At 61.0% G+C, this 21,562-nt stretch carries 25 protein-coding genes, 1 tRNA gene and 1 pseudogene; 24 read left to right on the plus strand and 3 right to left on the minus strand.

Annotated features, from left to right (window positions below):
• Positions 1-594: tetratricopeptide repeat protein (locus AC27IO_RS09770; RefSeq protein WP_498738716.1), on the minus strand; the 594-nt coding region annotated here is incomplete at its 3' end.
• 213 nt (positions 595-807) lie between these two features.
• Here AC27IO_RS09770 and cysS point away from each other — a divergent pair.
• The 20 genes and pseudogenes from cysS (at position 808) to AC27IO_RS09870 (ending at position 16,884) form a co-directional block, all read left to right on the plus strand.
• Positions 808-2,187, plus strand: coding sequence for a cysteine--tRNA ligase (cysS, locus tag AC27IO_RS09775; protein ID WP_498738718.1), 1,380 nt, complete (start codon positions 808-810; stop codon positions 2,185-2,187).
• Between the two features lie 66 nt (positions 2,188-2,253).
• Positions 2,254-2,910 (plus strand): DNA-3-methyladenine glycosylase family protein, encoded by a 657-nt coding sequence (locus tag AC27IO_RS09780; protein ID WP_487088693.1) that lies wholly within the window; start codon positions 2,254-2,256, stop codon positions 2,908-2,910.
• 88 nt (positions 2,911-2,998) lie between these two features.
• Positions 2,999-3,976, plus strand: a complete 978-nt coding sequence (locus tag AC27IO_RS09785) for an acetyl-CoA carboxylase carboxyltransferase subunit alpha (protein WP_272563991.1) — start codon at positions 2,999-3,001, stop codon at positions 3,974-3,976.
• A 107-nt stretch (positions 3,977-4,083) separates the two neighbouring features.
• On the plus strand, positions 4,084-5,034 hold the full coding sequence (gene tilS, locus AC27IO_RS09790) for a tRNA lysidine(34) synthetase TilS (protein WP_498738720.1): 951 nt from the start codon (positions 4,084-4,086) through the stop codon (positions 5,032-5,034).
• 97 nt (positions 5,035-5,131) lie between these two features.
• Entirely contained in the window at positions 5,132-6,400 is a 1,269-nt protein-coding gene (locus AC27IO_RS09795; RefSeq protein WP_272548049.1) for an aspartate kinase, read from the plus strand.
• A 42-nt stretch (positions 6,401-6,442) separates the two neighbouring features.
• A tRNA-Ser gene (locus tag AC27IO_RS09800) sits at positions 6,443-6,535 on the plus strand.
• Between the two features lie 376 nt (positions 6,536-6,911).
• Positions 6,912-7,223 carry a hypothetical protein gene (locus AC27IO_RS09805; RefSeq protein ID WP_498738722.1) on the plus strand — a complete coding sequence of 104 codons (312 nt, stop codon included), beginning with the start codon at positions 6,912-6,914 and terminating at the stop codon, positions 7,221-7,223.
• Between the two features lie 64 nt (positions 7,224-7,287).
• Positions 7,288-7,611 (plus strand): hypothetical protein, encoded by a 324-nt coding sequence (locus AC27IO_RS09810; RefSeq protein ID WP_498738724.1) that lies wholly within the window; start codon positions 7,288-7,290, stop codon positions 7,609-7,611.
• Positions 7,608-7,802, plus strand: a complete 195-nt coding sequence (locus AC27IO_RS09815; protein ID WP_498738726.1) for a hypothetical protein — start codon at positions 7,608-7,610, stop codon at positions 7,800-7,802. Before AC27IO_RS09810 ends, AC27IO_RS09815 begins: the two co-directional genes overlap by 4 nt.
• A 183-nt stretch (positions 7,803-7,985) precedes the next feature.
• Positions 7,986-8,861 (plus strand): replication initiation factor domain-containing protein, encoded by an 876-nt coding sequence (locus AC27IO_RS09820; protein ID WP_498738728.1) that lies wholly within the window; start codon positions 7,986-7,988, stop codon positions 8,859-8,861.
• The gene (locus AC27IO_RS09825) at positions 8,858-9,178 is read left to right on the plus strand and encodes a single-stranded DNA-binding protein (RefSeq protein WP_487091171.1); all 321 of its coding nucleotides are present in this window, start codon (positions 8,858-8,860) and stop codon (positions 9,176-9,178) included. Before AC27IO_RS09820 ends, AC27IO_RS09825 begins: the two co-directional genes overlap by 4 nt.
• Positions 9,179-9,543: 365 nt before the next feature.
• Complete coding sequence (locus AC27IO_RS09830; protein ID WP_498738730.1) at positions 9,544-9,684, plus strand: hypothetical protein; 141 nt, start codon at positions 9,544-9,546, stop codon at positions 9,682-9,684.
• 616 nt (positions 9,685-10,300) lie between these two features.
• Positions 10,301-11,074: a hypothetical protein gene (locus AC27IO_RS09835; RefSeq protein WP_498738732.1), complete on the plus strand. Its 774-nt coding sequence runs from the start codon at positions 10,301-10,303 to the stop codon at positions 11,072-11,074.
• A gap of 11 nt (positions 11,075-11,085) precedes the next feature.
• Positions 11,086-11,391 (plus strand): hypothetical protein, encoded by a 306-nt coding sequence (locus AC27IO_RS09840; RefSeq protein ID WP_498738734.1) that lies wholly within the window; start codon positions 11,086-11,088, stop codon positions 11,389-11,391.
• A 3-nt stretch (positions 11,392-11,394) separates the two neighbouring features.
• Positions 11,395-12,732 carry a zonular occludens toxin family protein gene (locus AC27IO_RS09845; protein WP_498738736.1) on the plus strand — a complete coding sequence of 446 codons (1,338 nt, stop codon included), beginning with the start codon at positions 11,395-11,397 and terminating at the stop codon, positions 12,730-12,732.
• A 593-nt stretch (positions 12,733-13,325) separates the two neighbouring features.
• Complete coding sequence (locus AC27IO_RS09850) at positions 13,326-13,892, plus strand: recombinase family protein (RefSeq protein ID WP_498738737.1); 567 nt, start codon at positions 13,326-13,328, stop codon at positions 13,890-13,892.
• 183 nt (positions 13,893-14,075) lie between these two features.
• A pseudogene (locus AC27IO_RS09855) lies at positions 14,076-14,180 on the plus strand (transcriptional regulator domain-containing protein); the annotation flags it as partial.
• Positions 14,181-14,210: 30 nt separating this feature from the next.
• Positions 14,211-15,158, plus strand: coding sequence for a hypothetical protein (locus AC27IO_RS09860; protein WP_498738754.1), 948 nt, complete (start codon positions 14,211-14,213; stop codon positions 15,156-15,158).
• A gap of 212 nt (positions 15,159-15,370) precedes the next feature.
• Positions 15,371-15,775 carry a hypothetical protein gene (locus AC27IO_RS09865; RefSeq protein ID WP_498738739.1) on the plus strand — a complete coding sequence of 135 codons (405 nt, stop codon included), beginning with the start codon at positions 15,371-15,373 and terminating at the stop codon, positions 15,773-15,775.
• Positions 15,772-16,884 (plus strand): hypothetical protein, encoded by a 1,113-nt coding sequence (locus tag AC27IO_RS09870; RefSeq protein WP_498738740.1) that lies wholly within the window; start codon positions 15,772-15,774, stop codon positions 16,882-16,884. The genes AC27IO_RS09865 and AC27IO_RS09870 overlap by 4 nt, the downstream gene beginning before the upstream one ends.
• Before the next feature lie 194 nt (positions 16,885-17,078).
• Here AC27IO_RS09870 and AC27IO_RS09875 read toward each other — a convergent pair whose 3' ends face one another.
• Entirely contained in the window at positions 17,079-17,237 is a 159-nt protein-coding gene (locus AC27IO_RS09875) for a hypothetical protein (RefSeq protein ID WP_498738742.1), read from the minus strand.
• Between the two features lie 154 nt (positions 17,238-17,391).
• Between AC27IO_RS09875 and AC27IO_RS09880 the strand changes: the two genes are divergently transcribed.
• From AC27IO_RS09880 to AC27IO_RS09890, 3 genes are all read left to right on the plus strand, one after another.
• A complete protein-coding gene (locus tag AC27IO_RS09880; protein WP_498738744.1) occupies positions 17,392-18,732 on the plus strand; it encodes a hypothetical protein in 1,341 nt (446 codons plus the stop codon).
• Between the two features lie 111 nt (positions 18,733-18,843).
• Positions 18,844-19,206 carry a type II toxin-antitoxin system RelE/ParE family toxin gene (locus AC27IO_RS09885; RefSeq protein WP_498738746.1) on the plus strand — a complete coding sequence of 121 codons (363 nt, stop codon included), beginning with the start codon at positions 18,844-18,846 and terminating at the stop codon, positions 19,204-19,206.
• Positions 19,203-19,538, plus strand: a complete 336-nt coding sequence (locus AC27IO_RS09890) for a helix-turn-helix domain-containing protein (RefSeq protein ID WP_498738748.1) — start codon at positions 19,203-19,205, stop codon at positions 19,536-19,538. The genes AC27IO_RS09885 and AC27IO_RS09890 overlap by 4 nt, the downstream gene beginning before the upstream one ends.
• Positions 19,539-19,580: 42 nt before the next feature.
• On the opposite strand, the gene AC27IO_RS09895 is transcribed toward AC27IO_RS09890, so the two are convergent.
• Positions 19,581-19,808 (minus strand): hypothetical protein, encoded by a 228-nt coding sequence (locus AC27IO_RS09895; protein ID WP_498738750.1) that lies wholly within the window; start codon positions 19,806-19,808, stop codon positions 19,581-19,583.
• Between the two features lie 125 nt (positions 19,809-19,933).
• On the opposite strand from AC27IO_RS09895, the gene AC27IO_RS09900 reads away from it, so the two are divergent.
• Positions 19,934-21,562: PIN-like domain-containing protein (locus AC27IO_RS09900; RefSeq protein ID WP_498738752.1), on the plus strand; the 1,629-nt coding region annotated here is incomplete at its 3' end.

Genomic DNA, 21,562 nt, shown 5'->3' on the forward strand with positions numbered 1-21,562 from the left:
CGGGGCGGGGCGGGGAGCCGCCGCGGCCACGGGCGCAGCCGCGGGCGCCTTGGCGGTGGAGGCCTTGGCCTCGGTCGAGAACAGGTCGCGGATCAGTGCCAGCTTGGGCTTGACCGAACTGGCGTGCGTGGCATCGAGCTGCAGCGCCTTGTTGTAGGCCTGGCTGGCCAGCTTGGCGTAGATGTCGCCCAGGTTTTCATGCGCGGTGGCATAGCTGGGGTTGGTGCGGATGGCCATCTCGAGCGCGGTGCGCGCCTTGTCGAGCTGGTTCTGGTTGGCGTACAGCACGGCCAGGTTGTTGTAGGGCTCGGGCAGCTCGGGATAGTCTTCCGTGAGCTTCGTGAAGGTGGCCACCGCTTCGGTCTGCTTGCCCGAATCCGCCTGGGCCACGCCGCGCAGGAAGCGCAATTGGGGGTCGCGGGGGTTGGCGGTGAGCCGCTGGTCGGCCTTGGCCAGGGCATCCGCCGGCTTGCCTGCCTTGAGCAACTGGGTGATCTCGGCATAGTCGTCCGCGTGGGCCAGCGGGGCACCCAACAAGGCCGACAGGGCAATCAGGCGCAGGAGATGGGCAAGGGTGCGTTGTGGATGCTTCATGGGCGGACGGGAATGGTTGGAGGTGTCAAGCCGTAACGGGGGCTTATACTGCGGCGGATTGTAGCTGAGGGGTTTGTCATGCCGGTACGCTGTTGCCGCTCCTGATTTTGCATGTGCGCACCGCCGCGCACGGCCCTTCCGGGAGGCTCCCGCCTCTTTGCGCAGCCCCTGCCAGGGCGCCGGCTGCACCATCCACCCCTTGACTGAATTTCCATGAGTTTGCGTATCTACAACACGCTGTCGCGTGCGCTGGAGCCTTTTTCTCCGCTGGAGCCCGGACATGTGCGCATGTATGTCTGCGGCATGACCATTTATGACCTGTGTCACATCGGCCACGCCCGCATGATGATGGCGTTCGACGTGGTGCAGCGCTGGCTCAAGAGCAGCGGCCTGCGCGTGACCTATGTGCGCAACATCACCGACATCGATGACAAGATCATCCGGCGCGCGGTGGAGCGCGGCATCACCATCCGCGAGCTGACCGACGAGATGATCGCCGCCATGCACCAGGACATCGGCGCTTTGGGCATCGAGCCGCCCTCCATCGAGCCGCGCGCCACCGAATACGTGCCGCAGATGCTCGCGCTGATCGGCGCGCTGGAAGACAAGGGCCTGGCCTACCGTGCCAGCGGCGGCGACGTGAACTATGCGGTGCGCAAGTTCGCGGGCTACGGCAAGCTGTCCGGCAAGTCGCTCGACGAACTGCGCGCGGGCGAGCGCGTGGCCGTGGCCGACGGCAAGGACGATCCGCTGGACTTCGTGCTGTGGAAGTCCGCCAAGCCCGAGGAGCCGCCCGAAGCCAAGTGGGACAGCCCCTTCGGTGCCGGCCGGCCCGGCTGGCACATCGAGTGCTCGGCCATGAGCTGCGCCACGCTGGGCGAGAGCTTCGACATCCATGGCGGCGGCGCCGACCTGCAGTTTCCGCACCACGAAAACGAGATCGCGCAGAGCGAAGGCGCCACCGGCAAGCCGCTGGCGCGCTTCTGGGTGCACAACGGCTTCGTGCGCGTGGACAACGAGAAGATGAGCAAGTCGCTCGGCAACTTCTTCACCATCCGCGACGTGCTGGCCAGGTACGACGCCGAAACCGTGCGCTTTTTCATCGTGCGCGCCCATTACCGCAGCGCCCTCAACTACAGCGACGCCCACCTGGACGACGCACGCGCCGCACTCAAGCGCCTCTATACGGCATTGAGCCTGGTCGCGCCGGCGCCCACACCCTCGATCGACTGGACCGATCCCTACGCGGCGCGGTTCAAGGCTGCCATGGACGAAGACTTCGGCACCCCCGAGGCCGTCGCCGTGCTGTTCGATCTGGCCGGCGAGGTCAACCGCACGCATTCGCCGCAGACCGCCGGACTGCTGAAGGCGCTGGCCGGGTGCCTGGGCCTGCTGCAGGGCGATCCGCAAGCCTTCCTGAAGGCCGGCGCCACGCTGGACGAAGCCGCCATCCAGGCGCAGATCGCCGCGCGCGCCGCCGCCAAGGCCGCGAAGGACTTCGCCGAGGCCGACCGCATTCGCAAGGCGCTGCTGGAGCAGGGCATCGTCCTCAAGGACTCCGCCGCCGGCACGACCTGGGAGGCTGCGCAGTGAGCGGTTCCTGGATGAAGCGGCCTTTGGCGCCGGTGAAATTTCTGGTGCGGGCGGGATAAGCGGTGGCTGCGACGAAAAAAGACAGCCCATGACGGGCCGCAACTGATCGCGCCCGCGTATTGGGCCGAGGCCTGCAAGCACCTCGTCAAGAAAGACCGCGTGATGAAGCGGCTCATCCCGCAACTGGGCGACGTGGCTTTGCGCCAGCGCGGCGATGCGTTCACCACGCTGGCGCGCAGCATCGTCGGCCAGCAGGTGTCGGTGGCGTCCGCGCAGAAGGTATGGGACCGTTTCGCGGCCCTGCCGCGCACCATGACGCCGGCCAGCGTGCTCAAGCTCAAGGTGGACGACATGCGCGGCGCAGGCCTGTCCGCGCGCAAGGTGGACTATCTGGTCGATCTGGCGCTGCACTTCGATACCGGCAAGCTGCACGTCAAGGACTGGGATGCGATGGACGACGAGGCCATCACGGAGGAGCTGATCGCCATCCGCGGCATCGGCCGCTGGACGGCGGACATGTTCCTCATCTTCCACCTGGCCCGCCCCAACGTCATGCCGCTGGACGATGCCACCCTGATCCAGGGCATCAGCCAGCACTATTTTTCGGGTGATCCCGTGAGCCGCAGCGATGCCCGCGAAGTGGCAGAGGCCTGGAAGCCCTGGTGCAGCGTGGCGAGTTGGTATATTTGGCGGTCGCTCGCCCCGTTGCCGGTGGACTATTGACGCCCTCGCGGGAGGGCGCGGCAACCGATGCTGCGTCCGTGCCCGTGGTGCTGGCCTGAACAGGGCGAGGAGCCCAAGGAGAATTACGTTGGCGAAAAAAACCTTTCTGGATTTCGAGCAGCCGATTGCCGAGCTCGAAGGAAAAATCGAAGAACTGCGCTACGTGCAGACCGAAAGCGCCGTCGATATTTCGGAAGAGATCGACCAGCTCAGCAAGAAGAGCCACCAGCTCACCAAAGACATCTACAGCGATCTGTCGCCCTGGCAGATCACCAAGATCGCCCGCCATCCCGAGCGCCCCTACACGCTCGACTACGTGCGCGACATCTTCACCGACTTCGTCGAGTTGCACGGTGACCGCCACTTCGCCGATGACCTGTCCATCGTGGGGGGGCTGGCCCGCTTCAACGGGCATGCCTGCATGGTGCTGGGCCACCAGAAGGGCCGCGACACCAAGGAGCGCGCCGCGCGCAACTTCGGCATGAGCCGCCCCGAGGGCTACCGCAAGGCCCTGCGCCTCATGAAGACGGCCGAGAAGTTCAAGCTGCCGGTGTTCACCTTCGTGGACACGCCTGGCGCCTATCCCGGCATCGATGCCGAAGAACGCGGCCAGTCCGAGGCCATCGGCCGCAACATCTTCGAGATGGCGCAACTGGAAGTGCCCATCATCACCACCGTGATCGGCGAGGGCGGCTCCGGCGGCGCGCTGGCCATCAGCGTGGCCGACCAGGTGGTGATGCTGCAGTACTCCATCTACTCGGTGATCAGCCCCGAAGGCTGTGCCTCCATCCTCTGGAAGACCAGCGACAAGGCGCAGGACGCGGCCGATGCCATGGGCATCACGGCCCACCGCCTCAAGGCCCTGGGCCTCGTGGACAAGATCGTGAGCGAGCCCGTGGGTGGCGCCCACCGCGACCACAAGCAGATGGCCGCCTTCCTCAAGCGCGCGCTGGGCGATGCCTTCCGCCAACTGGCCGATCTCAAGCCCAAGGAACTGCTGGACCGCCGCTACGAGCGCCTGCAAAGCTACGGCCGCTTCACCGACACCAAGGCCGAGACGCGCTGAAGCACAGGGCTCCGGCACCACGCCCCATGCCATGAACCCAGCGGCCCTTCGGGGCCGTTTTGCATGGAAGTCGCTGCCATCACAGCCCTTTGAAACGTCCCTTTGGCATGACGCAATCCTTCGACGCCGCCATGGCGGCCTTCGCACCGGCCCTGCCGCTGGCCGTGGGGCTGAGCGGCGGGGCCGACTCCACCGCGCTGCTGCTGGCCTGCGCAGGGCGGTGGCCCGGACAGGTGCATGCGTTCCATGTGCACCATGGGCTGCAGGCGGCGGCCGATGGCTTCGAGCGCCACTGCGCCGACCTGTGCCAGCGCCAGGGCGTGCCGCTCCAGGTGGCGCGCGTGAACGCACGTCCCGCGCCGGGCCAAAGCCCGGAAGACACCGCCCGCCGGATGCGGTACGAGGCTTTTGCGGGTCTGGCGCAAGTAACACTAGGGCATGCCGCTATAAAAACAATAGCATTGGCCCAGCATGCCGACGATCAGGTCGAAACCCTGCTGCTGGCGCTGTCGAGGGGCGCTGGCGTGCCGGGTCTGGCGTCCATGCCTGCGCACTGGCAGCGCGATGGCCTCGACTGGCATCGGCCCCTGCTGCGGGTGGCCGGCGCCGACGTGCGCGCCTGGCTTGTGGCGCGGTGCCAGGCGTGGGTGGAAGACCCCACCAATGGCGACGAGCACTACACGCGCAACCGGATCCGCCACCGGCTGCTGCCGGCGCTCGATGCCGCTTTTCCCCAGTTCCGCGACACCTTCGCCCGCAGCGCCGAGCATGCCGCGCAGGCCAGCGAACTGCTGCAGGAACTGGCCGAGGCCGATCTGGCCGCCGTGGGCGTGCCGCCGCGGCTGGCGGCCTTGCAGTCGCTGAGCCGGGCTCGGCAGGCCAACGTGCTGCGACACTGGCTGCGCAGCGTGCACGGCACCACGCCGGCCGCGGCCCAACTGGCCGAACTGCTGGACCAGATCGCCGCATGCACCACGCGGGGGCATCGCATCCGCATCAAGGTCGGCCGCGGCTTTGCCGTGCGCGAAGCCCAGGTGCTCGGTTGGTACAATTCCTAGGTTTTGGTCCCCATCCCTGCACGAAAAACGGCGGCGCGCCAGAACAATTTTTCTCCTTTCCCTGCGCCGTCTTGCGTTTCGTCATTCCAGATATCCAATGGCACTGATCGTTCATAAATACGGCGGCACGTCGATGGGCTCCACGGAGCGCATCCGCAACGTCGCCAAGCGCGTGGCCAAATGGGCGCGGGCCGGCCACCAGATGGTGGTGGTGCCCAGCGCCATGAGTGGCGAAACCAACCGCCTGCTCGGGCTGGCCAAGGACCTGGCCCCTTCGCGCGCCACGTCCGCCTACCACCGTGAACTCGACATGCTGGCCTCCACCGGAGAGCAGGCGTCTTCCGCGCTGCTGGCGATCGCGCTGCAGTCCGAAGGCATGGAGTCGGTGAGCTACGCCGGCTGGCAGGTGCCGATCCGCACCAACAGCGCCTACACCAAGGCCCGCATCGAATCCATCGACGACCAGCGCGTGCGTGCGGACCTGTCCGCCGGCAAGGTCGTGATCGTGACGGGCTTCCAGGGCATCGACGAGCACGGCCACATCACCACGCTTGGCCGGGGCGGCTCCGATACCTCTGCCGTGGCGGTGGCCGCCGCCATGAAGGCGGCCGAATGCCTGATCTACACCGACGTGGACGGCGTGTACACGACCGATCCGCGCGTGGTGCAGGAGGCGCGCCGCCTGGCCACCGTGAGCTTCGAGGAAATGCTGGAGATGGCCAGCCTGGGCAGCAAGGTGCTCCAGATCCGCTCGGTCGAGTTCGCCGGCAAATACAAGGTGCCCCTGCGCGTGCTGTCCAGCTTCACGCCCTGGGACATCGACATCAACGAAGAAGCCCGCTCCGGCACGCTGATCACTTTTGAGGAAGACGAAAAAATGGAACAAGCCGTTGTATCCGGCATCGCATTCAACCGCGACGAGGCCAAGATCTCCGTGCTCGGCGTGCCTGACAAGCCCGGCATTGCCTACCAGATCCTGGGCGCCGTGGCCGATGCGAACATCGATGTCGACGTGATCATCCAGAACCTGAGCAAGGACGGCAAAACGGACTTCAGCTTCACCGTGAACCGCTCCGACTACGCGCGCACGATTGACTTGCTCAAGGAAAAGGTCGTTCCCGCATTGGGCGCGCAGGAAGTGGTGGGCGACGCCAAGATCTGCAAGGTCAGCATCGTCGGCATCGGCATGCGCAGCCACGTGGGCGTGGCCGCCAAGATGTTCCGCGTGCTGAGCGAAGAGGGCATCAACATCCAGATGATCTCGACCTCCGAAATCAAGACCTCCGTCGTGATCGACGAGAAGTACGTGGAGTTGGCAGTGCGCACGTTGCACAAGGCGTTCGAACTGGACCAGTCGCCTGCTTGACGAGGCAAAAACGCCTTCAATCTGAGGCATAATAGCCGGATTGGAAACGTGACCGAGTGGCCGAAGGTGCTCCCCTGCTAAGGGAGTATGGGGTGTAGAGCCTCATCGAGGGTTCGAATCCCTCCGTTTCCGCCAATCCGAAGGAAAAGCTGCAAGCATGGCCGCAAAGCCATCTGCAGCTTTTTTTTTCGTCCTCGTTATCTGACGCGGACAGATCCTCAGCCATTGAGGTCACAAACGCGCGTGCTGGCTCCTCGCCCAGGATCACGCGCATCTTTCCTCTGAGCCGCCAGCTGCAGGCGCGCTTTCCCTGTTTCATTTCAATCAGGTTTGATGGGTTCACATCAAGCAACGCTGCTAGCTTGCGTTGGCTTCCAGCAGCCTCTGCTGCGCGCTCGATTAATTCACTGAGTGTTGCAAGTGGTGCCATATTGAGTCCATTTGTGTTAGATTGCGTCCGGTCCCAATTTGAGTCCAGTCTCATTTTGGTAATTCTCACACAGGAGCCGGCATGCCCCTCTCATCAACCATCACCGCAGGCGCGCGCGTCACCTACCAAGGCGACGAGTACAAGGTCCGATCAGTGGACGGCAACGTCCTTGAACTGGCTTACGACACAGGCGGCTTTTTCCGCCTCGTGCACGTGTCCAGCGTTACCGTTTGCCCGACCCCTGCCACCCAAACGGTGGCCAGCTTGCCGGCTCCAGCCGCCGGGCAGGGGGAGGGCATTCCTCTGCCCGTGTTCCTCGCCACGTTTGCCGGCGCGCTCGCGTTGTCCGGTTGTTTGGCCCTCGGTCTGATGATCGTTCTGGGGATCGCATGATGCCGCCCGAGTGGTTCCTTCTGCTGATCCTCTTGCTTTGCGGCACGGCTCTTCTGGTGCTGCTATGAGACTCGTCGCCAAGCACGCCCAGGTGGGCTACCAGACCCCCGGCGACCGCCCTGGTTGCCGCAACTGCGCGCACTTCGAAGTGGTGCGCCACGACAGCCCGGTGATCGCCCCCCGCACCGCCTGCACGCTGCACGACCTCGAGGTGACCAGCGGCGGCATCTGCAACAGCCACAAGCTGCAGCGCAAGCCCGGCGAGGCCCAGCTCGTGTTCCTGGCCCGCCAGCGCGATCTGCTTCTGTCCCTGTCTGATGAGGCAGTCACGGCAACAGCTGAAGCGCAAAGGCGTTTTGCTCCCCAAGCTGGGGAGCTTCGCGCATGAGCTCCGCCCTGATCCACATGCCCAAGAGCTACCACGTCACCTGCCCTCCCGGCATGCTGCCCGATGGTGACCTGGTCAAACGCTTCACCTCCCTGCAGGCCTTTGAAGGCTACGTCACCCAGCTGCGCAAGCTCGGGTGCTCGGTGCAGTGGCACACCCCCTTCACGGTCACCGTGGAGGCCTCCAAATGACCATTTCAGCGTTGCATGACTCCCCCCCATCCATCGGGGGGGGGCGTTTCCTGGCGGCTGCGGCCTGTTGGCGCGCCAGCGCCTTCCGCCCGTGCTGTAACACGGGTGGAAAGTTCTACCCCCGCTGCTGATTCGAGGCGCGCCAAGATCGATTGGCTGAATGCCACTTTCGATGCCCCAGTCATGAGCGTGCACGGCCTGATGGGCTTCCTCGATGGAGTCATGGCCGGCAGGCTGACCGCAGTGCTGGACGGCGGCCTGTTTGGCTTCACCGAGCGCCATCGGTTGACCCTCCAGCTGGACGATGGCGCCAAGGTCGAAGTGGGCGCGATCGCGCGCGGCGGCGAGTCCCAGAAGGGCCGCTGGCTGCTTCAGCTCAACGGCAAGGGCTGCGGCCTGGTCAACGACTGGGCCAGTGTGCAAGAGCTGCTCGAAGGCCTCGACGCCACGCTCTCACGCGTGGACCTGGCAGTGGACTTCCTCGAAGGCGAATACAGCGTTGACGACGCGCTGAGCCTCTACGACTCGGGGGCATTTATCAATCGTGGGCGTAACCCTGATCTGGACACACAGGGCGCCTGGCACGAACAAGGCACGAAGGGACGCACGATGTACGTTGGCAAGCTCAAAAACGGCAAGGCGCTCTGCGTCTACGAAAAAGGCCTGCAGCTCAACATGCCCGATAGCAACTGGACGCGCTTCGAGGTGCGGCTGGGCAATCGGGATCGCGTGATCCCGCTCGACGTCCTGACCAAGCCGGATCGGTACTTCACTGGCGCTTATCCAGCTCTCGCTCACATGCTGGAAGCGGCCGCAGAGGCCATCCCCACGAGCCAGGAAGAAACGATGGGCAGCTTGGCCCACGGCCTCTATCACCTCGAACGCTGCTACGGCAAATACATGCATCAGGCGCTGGAAATGACCGGCTGCACCTCGGGCGAATTGATCGAAGAAGTCCGAGTGATCGGCATCCCCAAGAAGGTAGACCCCGCCGGCGGCAGTGCCGGCCTCCAGTGGCCGGAGTTGCAGGCCCAGATACAGAGGATCAGACCATCATGAACGCACCCGTAGCCTCCCCAACTCAGGGAACCAAGATCCAGCCCATGCAGGTGCTGGTGAAGGGCCGCATTGACGCTTCCCGCCGCCACGAACAAACGCGCTACACGCGCATCGTGACGCCCGCGCCCGACCCCTACAGCCGTCCGCAGACCGTCGAGGTCCGCAGCAAGGCCCAGCTCGGCCAAAAGGGCGAAGAAGTTTCGGTCTTGGCCCAGCTGGGCGGGTACACGCGCAAGCCCTTTCGCAGCACCGACAAAGAGACCGGCGAGGTCACCAGCGTGACCCCCGTTGATCTCACTTTGGACGCGGTGGAGTGACCTCCTCATGGTTGATGTGCTCGCGCGTCAGCCAGGTCAGTCCGATGGCGGGCGGCGCCTGCGCCGCTTCCATCGGACTGACCTGCAGTCTTCATGGGATGCGCCGTGATCTGTGCCGGTGTTGATCCCTCTGGCGTGGTGCTCGTAGCCAGCACGCAGCCCTCCGATATGTCCAGTTGTGCCCTCGTGCTTGTCACTGGTGCTGAGCTGGGCTCCCTCACTGCTTTTGCAGTCCCCACGCCTGCCGAATTTGCCACTGTCTGGGCCTGGGGTTTTTCAACGGTCGTCGCCAGCTACCTCATCGGGTGGAGCGTCGGGGCAGTGGTTAATTTCATCAAACGGCGCTAGTCGCCAAAAGGAAAATCATGGACTTCAGCACGCTCACCGGCAATATCCAGTACGCCGCCGTCGGTGCCGCCATCTTGGCGGTTGGCGCCCTCAAGGTGACTCCCATCGTGGTTGAGTGGGCATCCGTCAAGGTGCTCAACTTCATCAAGCGCGGTTGATGGAGGAGGGGCCGGGTAACACCGGCCCTTTTTGCTTATGTGGCTCATCCTCGCCCTTTTCATCGGTGGCCTGTCCGGCGTGGCATGCGTTGCTGGCCTCGTTTATGGCTGACTTTCCATGCGCATCCTTTGTCTCGCGCTTTTCACTCTTCTATTAACGCAGTCACCTTCTGCGCGTGCAGCCGGTACTGCTAATGACATTTACTGCGACAACGTGCGCAACTGCGGCACCCCTGCTCAGTTGGTCGCTCTTTGGCAGTCTCGCGCTCCCACCGATTCTTGTGGAGAGGGCATCACTCGGGCCCGCACTTGGTATTACATCCAGCGCGATTCGTCCATTGATCTTGCCAAGCGTGGCGCTGTATGTCCCTACGCTGAGGCGTCTGTTTATGACGCCGTCCAGTTTGGCGCGGCTTTGCAGCCCAAAGTTTGCAAGAAAGGCGACACCATCAGCTACGGATCGCGCATCGGGTGGGCTCGCTACCGAGCAGGTTCCGGAGGCCAATACGCGGTTGATGGCGCTGGCTCTGCCGATGTGGTTGGTACGCGCACCGATCCACCCGGCGCCATGTGTTCTGACGGCTGTAGCGCCACTCTCAAGTCCTGGGAGGGCTACTTGGACATGGATACCAATTCAAACGGCTTCAATGCCATCGTTGGCCAGGGTACTTACGAGTTGGACGGCACCAAGTGCGACAGCCCGCCGCCCAACAACGACCCGCCTCCTCCCACGTGTGACGGTGCTGTCGGGTCGGTCAATGGCCGCACCACCTGCGTCCCCAGCTCGGGGAGCCCAGGCGGCGGCACTGGTGGCACGCCTGGTGATGGTGGAGGCAACACCGGCGGCAACACCGGTGGCAATACCGGCGGCAACACCGGCGGCAATACCGGTGGCAATACCGGTGGCAACACCGGTGGCAACACCGGTGGCAATACCGGAGGCAATACCGGCGGCAATACCGGTGGCAACACCGGTGGCAACACCGGTGGCAATACCGGAGGCAACACCGGCGGGGGCACGGGTACCGGCGATGGTGAGGGCGACGGCAAGTGCAAGGAGAACCCCATGTCCCGCGGTTGCGGTGGCGCGGCCACCGGCATCCAGGCCAGCGACATCTACACCAAGAAGGACAAGACCATTGGCAGCGTGCTGACCAAGGCGCGCGACACGTTGCAGGGCTCTCCCCTTGGTACTGCCGTCACCGGCTTTCTGACCGTGCGCGGCAGCGGTTCTTGCCCCGCCTGGGTCTGGAACGTCCCTTACTTCAACACCACTGTCACGTTGACCGCCTTCTGTGCTCCCTGGGCTCTGCAGGCCTACGCGCTCATGTCCGTTGCGCTCATGTTCGTGGCCTCCTACGTGGCCTTTCGCATCGCTGTCGATAACTGATCGGAGACACCATGCTCAGCGAAATCACCGAGTGGCTCAAGGCCCTGGTCATTGCAGTGTTCAAAGCCCTGTGGGACTTCGTGGCCGACATATTCGTCTACGTCTTTGGCCTGCTGGTCGACGGCATCGTCACCCTGCTGGCGAACATCCCGGTGCCCGATTGGTTGGCTGGCGGCCTCAATGCCATTTGGGTCCGCCTCGACCCCGCCGTGATCTTCATCGTGACCGCCTGCGGCGTGCCCACGGCCCTGTCCATCATCGCCGGCGGCCTCGCCTTCCGGTTGCTCCGCAAGATCTTCACCCTCGCCCAGTGGTAACAAATGTCCATCCTGTTTTTTGAAGGCCTGCCACGCGCAGGTAAGAGCTACGAAGCCATGGTCACTCAGATCATTCCGGCCTTGCAGCGAGGTCGTGAAGTCGTGGCCTACATCGAGGGTTTGAACTTCGAGCGCATTGCCGAGGTTGCAGGCCTGCCCCTGGAGCGCGTCAAGGAGTTGTTGCACCCGCTGACCCGCGACGACATGCGCAACACCGAGGTCGAGGAGCGCGGTCGGAAGATCGTGATGGACGGCCAATGGATCCGCAAGACGCGGGACAACGCCCTGCACGTCTACGACGAGGCACAGAACTGGTGGCCCAACCGCCACAGGCCCAGCGAGGCCTTGACCCAGTTCGTCACGGAGCACGGGCACCGCGGCATCGACGTGCTGTTGATGGGCCAGAGCCTGCCCGATGTGCTGGCACTGTGGCGCCGCCGTGTCGAGCAGCGATTGACCTTCGAGAAGCTCACCGCCCTGGGCGCCGACAACCGTTACCAGGTCACGATCTACAAGGGCCGAGGCAACGACGAATTCACCAAGGTCGCCGGCAACGTCAACAAGTACGACACCAAGTATTTCGGCACCTACGCCAGCCATGTGAGCGAGTCCACCAACACCGCCAACTACGTGGACCCTCGCATTCGCGTCTGGAACAACTCCGCGATCAAATACGGCTTGCCGCTGGCCCTGGGCCTGGGCATCTGGGGCGCATCCACGGCCTGGAAGTTCTTCCACCCAGAGCCGCCTGCCAAGCCTGCGCCCCCGCCTGGCATGGTGCCCCTGGTGCCCACATCGGCCGCGCCGGCAGCACTGCCCGCTCGACCTGCTGCATCTGCTGTAGTGCCTGCCGTGCTGCCGCCTCCGCAGGCACAGCCCGACACTCTCACCGCGCAAGAGCGCTACCTCGTCGAGATGTCCAGCAAGGGCCGCATCCGCCTGGCCGGCCTGATGGAAGCGCGTGGCCGGGTCACTGGCGTGGTGGAGTGGCTTGACGGCACGACGCACGTCGCCGAGCGCACGACCTTCGACCAGCTCCGCGCCCTGGGCGTGGAGATCGTCGTGCTCCACCAGGCGGCGCACCTCAAGCTCGGCCAGTGGCAGGCCCTTGCCACCCAGTGGCCGCTGGAGAGCGAGGGCATGGTGTCCAACGAGCGCCAGGCGATCATTGCGCGCGCCTCGCCCTCGGCTGGCTATGCGGCCGAGCCTGTGCCGGCCCGCACGCTGCCCATGCCCGAGGTGTACCCGCGCCACGATACCGGGCTCATTGCGCCATCCCAGATCACCGCCCAGGTGTCCGGCGAGCTGTCTTTGCGCCGGCCGGCGCAGTCGGGCTACTGAGCGGAGCCCTGCGGGGTCTGGAGGATTGCACGGCAATCCGGAGAGCCTGGAGGGTGCAGCGGGTTCTGCCGTGAGGCAGTGCCACGGTGCACCCACGGTCTCCCACGGCGGCCCAGTGGAGGACTCCAGAGCAAATCGCAGATTTGCGGCAGGAGTCTGGAGCGCACCTCCCCCGCACGGTGATTGCAGGCCCCCCGGGGTATGGGGCAGCGCCCCATGTAGACCTTCGCCGCGCGACGTACCCCACGCCATCGGGCACCTGGCCACCAGCGCGCCCTCGCCACCATGCACACGGCTTGCGAGCCTGGCCAGGCGCAACGGAGCGATCACCCCACCGCCCAGGCCTGCCGCGAGGCGCTATCGAGGGACAGGCATGGCCCTCACTCGTCGCTGATAAACACGGTATTGCGCGTCAGCGCCCCACCCCCAGCGGAGCACCTCAGAGGAAATCGCAGATTTCCGGCAGAGGTGTGCAGCGACGCACCACACAGCCCTGACCAGGCACTGATATCCGAGTTGATTTGGAGGCCGGCAATTCGGGCTTTTGAGGCGTCATTGCCCCACCTACATTCCCGTCCCAGAAAGGGACATTGATGCTTATCGGATATGCAAGGGTCAGCACGCAAGATCAGGACACAGCACTGCAGCTGGATGCACTGGTCAAGGCTGGCTGCGAGAGGATTTATCAAGAGAAGGCCAGCGGTGCTACTAGGCGTGGCCGGCAGGAGTTGGCGCGGTGCCTCTCCAACCTGGGGAAGGGGGACGTACTTGTCGTCTATAAGATCGACCGAATAGCTCGCAGCTTGTTCGATTTGCTCGACATGCTCCGTCACCTTGATCGCGTCGGTGCCACCATCAAGAGCGTGACTGAGCCGCTGGATACGACCAACAGCATGGGCGTGTTCGTCGTTCAGATCCTGGGCGCGGTTGCCCAGCTCGAGCGGTCGATGATCAGGGAGAGGTCGATTGCCGGCCAGTTGGCGGCGAGGGAGAGGGGGAGGCACCCTGGAAGAGTGCGTGCGCTTAGCGCGGAGGATGAGGCGGCGGCTGTCGAGGAGTACAGAGCTGGAGGCATCACGCAGGCGGGGTTAGCCCACAAGTACGGCGTCTCCACGTCGGTGATCAAACGCGCGTTGCAGCGCGTACGCAACAGCGGATAGGGCCGCAAACATCCGTTTCCGCCAGTAATTTTTGTAAGTCTATGATTTGCAAAGCAAAAAGCCACCGCAAGGTGGCTTTTTTGTTTATGAGCCATATTTCTAACCACAATTGATGCTGCGCTTTGGTGAGACGAAGTGAGTCAGAATTCGGTCATGAATTTGACTTGGAACCTTTGACGCGCAATGGCTACTTCTGGCAGATGTGACGCGAGGACCTCGCAGCAGTGGGCGTGGGAATTTTTGCGGCGCAATCCTGTATACCGTGACGCCTATCAGAAGCTGTCTGCACTTCCCCCCGAGCATAGGTTACACATTTCGATGTGCACGGGAGGAGCCAGTGAAGAGCAGCCGGTAGTCGAAGCTATCGTCCGTCAGCTTGACGTTCAATTTTTCGATCTGTCGAGAAGGATAGGCTTTAACGCCGAGCAACAGTCGGTTGGTGACTACATGGACCAATCGCAGAGACTGCGTGAACAGATGGGTGAAGACGACCTCTGGCTAACGGTTGCAAAGAAGTTCAGGTTGGAAACGTACTCGCTGTCCAAGTGGTACGACCCGGGCATAGAGGTCGCAGGTAGCGACATGGCCGGGATGTGGAAGCATGAAATACCCATGCAATTTGGTCTTTCCCATGTGCCTGCAGCTGATCGGTTTCAGTCAAATGACGAGCTGAGTGAGGAAATCGGCTGGCTTGGCTATCCACCTTTGCCCGCGTGTACCCACTCTTTGAAGAAAATTGACAAGCGGCTGCGGAAATCGCCTGTGGAGACGACAGTAGGAATGGCCGAAGTTTTCCGTGGTTCGGACCGTCGGTCGTTTGTGCGTGACCGTACTACGCCAGACACTCTCACGGCTGCCCAGGTCAGCGCCCTTTTTGACTTGACCTTACCTATCGACTTTCAGCTCGAAAGTCTCAGAACGGTACTAGAGAACCATCAACGAACACTTGTGGATAGCGGCTTTGTCCAAAGCCCCCCAAAGCACGTCGATAGGTTTGGTGCTTTCGCCGAGTACTTGGAAATTCTCGACCTGCTGGATGCAGGCTTGACCCATCTCGAAATTGCAAAAAAAGTGGATGGGGTGTCTACGGTAAGTGACTGGCGCCGTGACTCCAAGGCCAACAAACTTGTCAAAGTCGAACGAGTGGTGGGGCGGTCGAAGCGCGCCGCGCCTATCAATGAGTTGACACAAGCAGTGCGCAAAAAAATAGAGCGTGCGATCAGCCTACGGGACTACGGCTATCGCGGACTCGCATTCAACGTGTAGCTGCGCACACAACCGCAACAACTGTTATTGCGGGCAGAGCGTTGGGAAGCGCCCGGCCTCTTTAGCATCATCTCCCATCGCAGGGAGGAATGCCCGCTTCCCCAATGTGACGCTCGAAGGTACCGTTTCGCGTCACTTATTTCTGGTCGTTCTTTCAAGAAACTTCGTCCTGTCGGTGGCCACTGGCATCTCGCAACTACTCAGGACAAATCATGAAGATCAGAACGACGCACTTGCAACAGCTTGTCTCCCCGAACGAAGTTGTGCCAACTGAGGCAACTCGCTGTGCCAGCGAACTGCTTGCAACCTCATTGCCCTTGGGCGGCAAAGAACCAGTCATCGTTACTGCAGACAAAAAGCAAATGCGCGAAGACCGCAAGCTGGCCGCCTTCATTCGTGAGCTCGCGGTTATCAAGGCGCAGTGCGATGCAGGGATGGAGCCTTCAATCAGCATTGCGGCGACGTGTTTTATCAGCAAGCGCTCTCATGCTACTGTTTACCGCGATATTCAAAAGCGTGTCTTGCCGGCCCCGATGAAAGTTGGCCGTAGCAGCATGTTGCCTTTCTCCGTTGTGAAAGCATATGCTGCAGGGGCATTGGTAGGGGATGTAGCATGAGCCGCGATTCTCACCGTCCAAACAAGAAAAGAGAGCTGAGCAAGCTGTCGCAGTCCCTCACTGCGATCTCAGCACTCAATCCTGGTCTCACGATGGTTGTCGGGCGGTACAGTGCGGTGACGCTCTACGTTCACGCCGTCATTGTCCAGGCTCTTGCAAAACAATCCGCCGACCTTCCAATTCCAATGCCGGATTGCGAGTCAGTGATCTGCTTCTTTCGGAACACTCCGCGCAAGCTGGAACAACTACGTGGCATCCACAATTTGCTGGGTATTTCAGCACTGGCCACCGACAACTTCAAGCTTGCTTACCGTGAGGCATCGAGGGAGCTGGACTGGACAAGTCCTGCCGCCATCGCAACACTTTCTCTGGGGCGTGAGGAGCGCGAAGCTAGCTGCATCGTGCTGCAGCAACCCGCAGGCGCTGCCCCCGACATTGAGGGTCTGCTTCACTTGCGGCGGGCAGCAGAAGCTATTGGCGCATACGTAATTCTGTTGTGCCCTGATCTGATCTATGACGCCAATAGCTCAAGTATTCCAAATGAGCTTTTCGTGGTCGCACCGAGCCCACCCAATCCAGGTTTCGATGAAGCTTTTGTTTTTTCTTGCCCTGAGCTGGCAAGCCCTTTAAATCAGGCGAGTGGCAAGGTGCTCTGCTGTGTGCGGCTAACCGATGACGGTCTCGAAACCGAGATCACCCCCTACGTCGCTGATGACCTGAAGACGCGCTTGATGGCGATCCTCAAGGCTGACGAATGGAGCTTGGAAGAGATTGGCAAGCTTGTTGGGCTCAATAAGTCCAATGTGAGTCGCAAGCTCCGCATGGTGTTCGGGGCTGTGCCGGACGGATGGGATGGTGCGATGCTGGCCGAATGGCTGGAGGCCTGTGATCTCGATCCCATCGACGAAGAAGGCTCTAGCGCGGGCGATTCAGATGACGAGGATGGCGACGACGACGACGATGAGCATCAACCGGACGACTGGGATGCGGACGACGACGAGGGCGATGATCTGGATGATCTTGACCACGCAAAACCCGTTGCGCCAACCAGCCGCAACGAGCGCAACACGCGCAACAACGACATTGTGATTCCGCGCAAACAGCGGTAGCAGTGATGACCAACGCACGGGGTCTCTGAGTGCAAATGAGCTCCCGTGCAGTTGCTGTATTGGTGTTGGTTCCGGTGACTCTAACAAGAGTGTGATTGAGCTATGTGATGTGTGTGAGATATGTGATCAGTACCAGCTATATCGACAAATAGCAGTACCAGCACTACGTACCAGCAGCAGCTAACCACACCATATCAGCGCCACCACAACACGCGGTGCGCAGCCCAGTTCTGCGCGTCAACAGGCGGCTCCTTTTGCTGCTCCGAACCACTGGCTGCAGCAACTGGCTTCACCAGCCATCTGCACTCAGAGCCAAAAACCAAAACTGTAAATAACTTGTGCATCAGCAGCATGGTGCGCAGCGCTTGATCGCACTCACACTGAACAGCATGCCCACCCGGCAATAACGTTCATGCCAGTGCGTGTGCGGCGCCAACCAGATGCAGCAGATGCAGTCGATGTGCCTGAGAGCCATCGACTCCATCCATCAGTCTTGAAAGCAGTGATATGAAAATCCGTCCCGTTGTTCTGCAACCTTCCCCACAAACACCTGTTGTGGATGGTCTGGCCTTTATCCTGGCTTGGACCTATGACCGCCTTGATCAAGATACCGTGCTCCAGAAGCTGCGCAGCAGCATCAACAAGCTGATCGAATCTGGAGCGTGTGAGCGCGCCTATTTCGGCAAGTCCCGGTACCGTGAGAACTTCAACATCCTGCTTGGTGGCGGCAGCAAAGCACTGGTTCAGATCGGCGCTGTTGACTCCATCCGCCAGAAGGGCGGCATTCGTATTGAGTGCAACCCGGCAAAGTTTGCTGACGGCGATGCCCAGCAAATCCATCACGTCATGCGTGGCCTGATCGGTCGTCACGAGTACAACGAGTTGATGCGTCGCCCGCTGTTGAACGTCGTTCACTTTGCCGTGGACATTTACCATGCTGCCCTGACCCGCATGCTGGTACGCTACGACAACGCCCAGCGCATGAGCATGATGGCAAAGCGCGTTGGCAAAGGCGGCTTCATCGAGGGCTACAACTTTGGCAGCGTCAGAAGTGACTACGAGACAACTGCCTACAACAAGCAGCAAGAGCTTGTTCACGCGGCGATCATGGCTATCGCACAATCGGGTTCGTCGGGCTTCAATGATGACCCACTGAAAGCCAACAAGATCAAACAGCTAAAGCGAGTTCTCGGCGGTCCTGAGATCGCCCGCGTCGAAGTGCGCGGCAAGAAGATGCGCGGCCTGCCGCTGTGGAAGCTCTCGCAGCAGACCAACCGCTTCGCCCGTTTCCACTTTGCTGATCTGTGCGCCAGTGGGACCGAACTTGACCCGCTGACCGAAAAATCGTTTCTTGCTATGTGCCGCCAGGACGGCGTCAAAGCCGCTCTGGGTGCGTTCAAGCACACGGAGCATGTATGCAAGGTCCACGCCTTCTGGCGCAGCCACCAGGCCGCTTGGTGGAAACCGGAAGAGCTGTGGCAGCAAGCATGCGATGCGCTGCGCGACACCAGGATATTTCCGCCAGGAGCGTTCGAGCCGCCGGACCGTCAAGTCGAGCAGCTGCACAAAAAAACGCCGTCGCGTTCGCTGAGCAACCAATCGGCTGGATCGCGTTTTGAGCGCTTTCCGGTCGTCACGGTATCACCACTACCAGCCGAGCAAAAAAAGTGCGCTGGCTGGCCGTTCTGGTGGCTGCAAACGGCATGCCAAATATCCAAGCTTTCGCCGCCAGCGGCAGTTCTTCCGCTCGAGTCCAGCATCATCCAGCACAGCAAAACTCATGCTTTGGTTACATGGTGGCTGTTACCAGCGGCTAAAAACACCTTCTTCGGGACCAACCTTCCATGAGTGCCCTCATGCTTGCGCAGGACGTAAGTCATTGCTTTTTGCCATCTACTGGGAAGCTCTCGCCGAAGATCGGATATTGACAATTTATACCTTTTCATATATATTTTGACCATGTCCTCATCTGAAAAACCACTGGAGTGGATCGGCAGCAGCTACAAGGACTTGTTGGCATTGCCTGATGACGTGCGGCGCCACTTCGGTTTTGCGCTGTCCCTGGCGCAAGCTGGAGACAAGCACGACGACGCGAAGGTGCTCAAAGGCTTTGGCGGTGCCGGTGTGCTCGAAGTGGTGGAGGACGATGGCGGTGGTACCTATCGCGCTGTCTACACCGTCAAATTCGCGGAAGCAGTATTCGTCCTGCACTGCTTTCAAAAGAAGAGCAAGCGCGGCATCGCCACGCCCAAAGAGGACATGGACATTGTTCACGCTAGGCTCAAGATTGCCGAAGCGTATGTGAAGGAGTTGCGCAAATGAAAACTCATCTTGTCGAAGGCGTTGAGGTGCATCGCAGTTCTGGCAACGTGTTTGCCGACCTCGGCCTGGCTGACGCAGAAAAGCTCAAGATCAAAACCGGCTTGGTCATCGAGATCAGGAAGGCCATGCGTAGCCGTGGCCTCACCCAACAAGAAGCCGCAAAGCTAATGGGCATCACGCAGCCCAAAGTCTCCGACATGATGCGTGGCGACTTCAGCAATTTATCCGAGCGCAAGCTGATGGATTGCCTTACGCGACTGGGTTACGACATTGAGATCAAGGTGCGGCCTGCCAAGTCTGAAGTCGGGCATCTGATGCTCGCTCCAGCGTGAGGGGCTAACGTGCCCGAACCGGTTGCAGGTATGGCTGTTCAATCACAAACAGCCGCTCGCGTCCGAGCGGATGAAATGCTTGCCACCGTGCAGCTCCCGTCTCAGGCTGATTTGGCTGAAGTTCAGCAACTCGGAAATGGACTGGACCGATTGCTTACTGCGCAGGCGGTGGGCATCGATGACCTGATCGATGAATTCACGCAAGCTCGCAACCGTCAGGGGCACGTGAAAGGGTAAATCGTATGTCTCCATCAGGCTGAACGGAGTCACTTGCGGTCGGCTTGAAATGAAACTCTTGGCTTTGGCTGAAATTATGTAATCCAGTGAGCGGACATTGATGGTTTGATCAGGATTCGCTTCAATATCGTTCCGACTTACACAAAGGAAAGGCTTGCATGCTTTTTGGGCATCACCTGATCGACAGGACTTTAGATGAGCATTTGCGTGAGATCGCTGCCCTAGCTAGCGACCCACAGACGCTGATTATTCTCGATACCAACATCCTTACTTATCTCTATAAGTTGCATGAGGCAGCGCGGCTGGAGTTTTTCCAGTGGTCTGAGAGGGTCAAGGCGGCAAATAGACTTGCCATCCCTGCGTGGGCTGCAAGCGAATACCTCGCCAGAGTGACCTCCAAGACATTGGACTCCTACACGCCCAAAAGAAAGGAAGCGGATCAAGCCTCGAAGCTACTCAACGGATTGTTGGAAACGGCATCCCTGTTCGTCGATGATGCCTCCTTGCGGCGAATCCAGTTCCCCGGCGATCGCGCGGCGTTTATCGGGGGATTCCGCGGAGCGATTGATGCGCTCGCTCCTTTTACGCGTGTCTTCTCTCAGAACTTTGAATCTGGCGTCATTCATGAGCAAATCGACGGGCACCTGTCTTCCGTTATCCTCGACTCCGATCTGGCTACACTGTGTTCTCAAGCGAGTCGTGATGGCCCCGGACGTTTTGAGCACCGACTTCCGCCTGGTTTTCGCGATGAGGACAAATCGGAAAACCGCTTTGGCGATCTGATCATTTGGTTTGAAATTCTCGAAGAGGCTACCTATCGTAAAGGTGATTTACCAAAGGTATTGTTCATCACTCGGGATGAGAAGAGTGACTGGGTTTATGCACCGAAGATGCGCAAGGAACTCGTGCGCGGAGATCGCAAGGCCGTTGGCAACACTCAGCCTGAACTCAAACTTGCCGATCCCAGGCTTATGGCAGAGTTCCGCCGCAAAGTCGGGCATGCGAACCTCACGATCGCCGGTATCGGACATCTGGTCGAAGGCCTCTCGAAGACCGATCCTGCCTTGTTCACTCATCTTGCAGCTGCGATCCAAATCAACACAGAGCAGTCGGAGCCAACAGAGTTAGCTGCACCTGTGCTACAAGAACCCGAGCCCGAGTTGCAAGTCGCCCCTAACCCCGGCGTTCAGGCCGAAGTGGAGGCGGAATCTGCACAGCAGATAGTGGTAGTGAATGACGCAAATATTGCGCAGCCCGATATCGGAATTCCTGCCGTGCAGCAGGTTCTTAAGCTTCAGTACAACCAGGAGGCTCTGCAGGATCAGAGCTATCCGGCCGATGCTCCGGGGATGATCAACGAAATCATTCGGGACCTGAAGTCTCACAACTGGTATACGCAAAACCCTGCTATTTCGAAGATTCGCTCACTGCGCGAGCAAGAGGGTATAGAGGGGTCATCATGGTTCGTTCTTGGCCGCAATATTTACCAAGCCGCCTGTGGAAACTCGCAAAAGGCAATGGAGTTCGTGGCAGCACTCACCTCTCAATTGCGCCAACTGCCAGATGATGCTGGTCAGCATCTGCTCGCGGGCATGTTGTTCGAGGTCTATTTCGACTCGCACGGCGCTTTCAGAGCTGAACCCAAATTCACCTACGCAGACAAACTACTGTCCGTGGTCACTCAACCTGGGGTCGCCGTGACCGAATCCATCAAGAAGAACCCGCAGCCCAGCCTGCTGGAAGCCCTGCCTGCCTCCGCCAACGCACCTGCCACCGTGGCGCGCCAG

Source organism: Acidovorax sp. KNOB132 (assembly GCF_057541515.1).